A 2715-nucleotide genomic window follows, 5' to 3' on the forward strand; every position below is an offset into this window, starting at 1 on the left:
CGGCAGAACGTGGTCAGACAGGGCGCGGCGAAGATAGCGTGGAGCATGGCGAGGTCTTTCGGATGGGCAGTGTAGGAACTTCCATCCTGGAAGACCTCAACGCCTACCCGCCAAAACCCCCGACTACACCCTCAACTGCGAAGACCCCTCATTGCGCTCACTGTCGTGAACAGTAGAACTTGACAGGGAACACCAGTGACAACGCCACGCGCGAACACCCAGCGGGCTCTGCACTCATGAGCGAGGGTTGTGCCTCCCCGCTGGCAGGGGTGTTCTGCCAGAGCGGATCATCCGAGACGGAGAGCGAAACAGGCCAGACGTTTGAGACCGGGCTCAGGTCGGCTGAGACGGGACAACCGCGGGATACCACCCTCGCGCCGCCGGTGATGCGTCGCAGGCCGGGGGGAGGTCTCGATGGCCACCGGGATGGGGTCTTCGGCGGTGTCGCCGTGCTCGGTGAGTATCTGCAGGAGGTGGGCCAGGCCGTTGGCGTTGTCGTCGGTGCGGGCCTTGTCCAGTAAGGATCCGGTGTTGTCGACTAGGACGACGTCGTGGTGGTCGCTGACCAAGTCGATGCCGCAGAACACGCTCAATACGGTTCACGTCCTCTCAGGTGAGTCGCGTATTTTGGCTGGCCACAGCCGCGCGGGGTACGCGTCTCCCTAATGGCAGGGCTCGATGGCCCGTCATCCGATTAGCCGTTCGTGACTCCAGCGACCCTCAAGGCCTCAGTCTTGAGAAGAGCTCGGTGGCTCTCGAACAGGTCAGAGGTGATTTCTGCGAGCGGCTCGGACCATGAACATCAACGGTCCGATCATGTGATCGGTCACGCTGCCGACCACGAGCGCCAGCACCCGCCAGTCTTCTTTGAGGGCTCAGGCCCTGATCGTGGGCGGGCGTCGTACTGACGCCGGTGCTCGGCAACGTGACCGCGACGGAGGCAGAGATGGCGGCTCGACTCTGCATTCAAGGGGGCCAGGCCCCGGGAACCCACGACGAGTACTGCCAGCTCTCCCACCATCGGGCGGAGTCAGAACCATCGAGCCACTCTCGAATTCAGGGTTCATCGACCGGGGTCAGGACGAGGTTTCTCCGGCTCCAACCGCTGCCCATTAGGTCAGGACCTTCGAAAGAGGGTGTGCCTCCAGCAGTTCCTCGATCCGCCCGGCCAGCAGCTTCCGCTGATCAAGCACAGCTGTCAGCGATCCGGCCAGGCTCGGGACGATCAGCGCGGCCGCCTCGGTGCCGGGAACGACGACGGTCTGCTCGTCCGGGCGGTGAAGATGTCCTCGACCAGGCGCTCGGGCATCCTCGGGGCCTTCGGCCGTAACAGCGTGACAAGGCGGCGTCGGCCGGCCTTGCGGATCTGGGCCGGTGACCCGAACCGCTCCAGCAGAGTCAGGACGGCCGGGTGCTGCAGCCGCGGCCCCAGGACCCGTTCCAGCGAGGGGTGGATCTGGGTCAGCAGGCCGTGAAGCCGGTTGGCGACTCTGGTGGCTTCGCCGGCCAAGTCGTCGTCGAACCCGACGATCATCTCCAGCTCGGCGATCGTCTCGTCTTCGAGGTCGATGGCCCGCAAGGTGTGGGGCATGGCGCGGGCGGCGCCGGCGATGATGAACGCGTCCTTCGCGTCGGTTTTGGCCTCGCCGGGGTAGAGGCCGGCGATCCGTCGCATCGTCAGCCCCGGAAGGCAGGCGACCGGGCAGCTCATATCCCTCGCGACCGCCAGCGACAGGGCCCCGATCTAGGCCGGCTGGTCGACCACGACCAGCACCGTTCCGTGCTTGGCCTGGAACCCCACGAACAGTTCGCGGAGCTTGGGCTCGGTGTTGGGCAGGCTCTTGTCGAAGGCTTTCTTCCCGGCCGGGGTGACGGCGGTGGCGTGGTGTTCGCCCTTGCCGACGTCCAGGCCGAGGAAGACGTCGATGGCGCCGGTGTCGATCACGTGCAGGCTCCTCCATCACGCTTTCGTCCGGCCTGCCAGGGCACCGAGCTGCCACATCCACGTTACGGAGAGCTCTTCCGGCCCGGTGAAGTCGGTGCTCAAGCCCCTCATCAGCGGTCCGTCGGTGCCTTCCGACCCGGTGACACCACCCCCGGGATCATGAACATCAAGGAGGGAAGTCATGCCGGACCCGAAGGCCGGAGGCCCCATTGCGGAGCCACGAAAGAGGTAACGGGGGGCCATCCCGCCTGCCGTCGACCCAGGCAGAGCCGAGCAGACGCGGCCCCTGGCGTCACAGTCGTTCGTACAGTGGCGCGCCTCCACCTGGACGCCATGAACCACGCCCGCCGCCCGCTCCACGGTGTGTGGGTCGACGGTGGACGGGATGGGAGCGGGGGAGAGTGGTGGGCCAAAGAGTTCGCGGATGGCGGTGATCTGCGCTGGCATGGGCGCACCCTGAGCCGTGAGGCGGGGCGGCACAAGCCGGGTCAGAGCCCCGAGCTGGTTACGTTTCCGCTCAAGCCATGCAAGGTCCACAGGGCGCCCACGACGAGCCGGGCGACTGCCAGGACGGCGACCGCCAGCACTCCCAGGAGCAGTATGCCGATTGCGGTCGAACACTGGGCTGTTGCTGCGACAGGACAGGCTTTGACAATGGTGAAATACTGTTCGGTATGACCTGATCGACGGGGAGCGCCGAACTCGCTGCCTACCTGGACCGGAACATCCGAATGGCTCCATTGGGCGCAGGACGATCCTGGGCTGCGTAG

At 65.9% G+C, this 2715-nt stretch carries 1 protein-coding gene and 2 pseudogenes; all 3 read right to left on the reverse strand.

Features of this window, described 5'->3' with window-relative positions:
* Positions 1-404 precede the first annotated feature (404 nt).
* Positions 405-593, reverse strand: a pseudogene (locus VXC91_RS44420) (IS110 family transposase); the annotation flags it as partial.
* Positions 594-1115: 522 nt separating this feature from the next.
* Positions 1116-1945 (reverse strand): annotated as a pseudogene (locus VXC91_RS44425) (IS110 family transposase); the annotation flags it as partial.
* 488 nt (positions 1946-2433) lie between these two features.
* On the reverse strand, positions 2434-2715 hold a 282-nt coding region (locus VXC91_RS44430; RefSeq protein WP_329513020.1), incomplete at its 5' end, for a hypothetical protein.

Source organism: Streptomyces chiangmaiensis (genome assembly GCF_036281785.1).
GTDB classification, from domain to species: Bacteria; Actinomycetota; Actinomycetes; order Streptomycetales; family Streptomycetaceae; genus Streptomyces; species Streptomyces chiangmaiensis.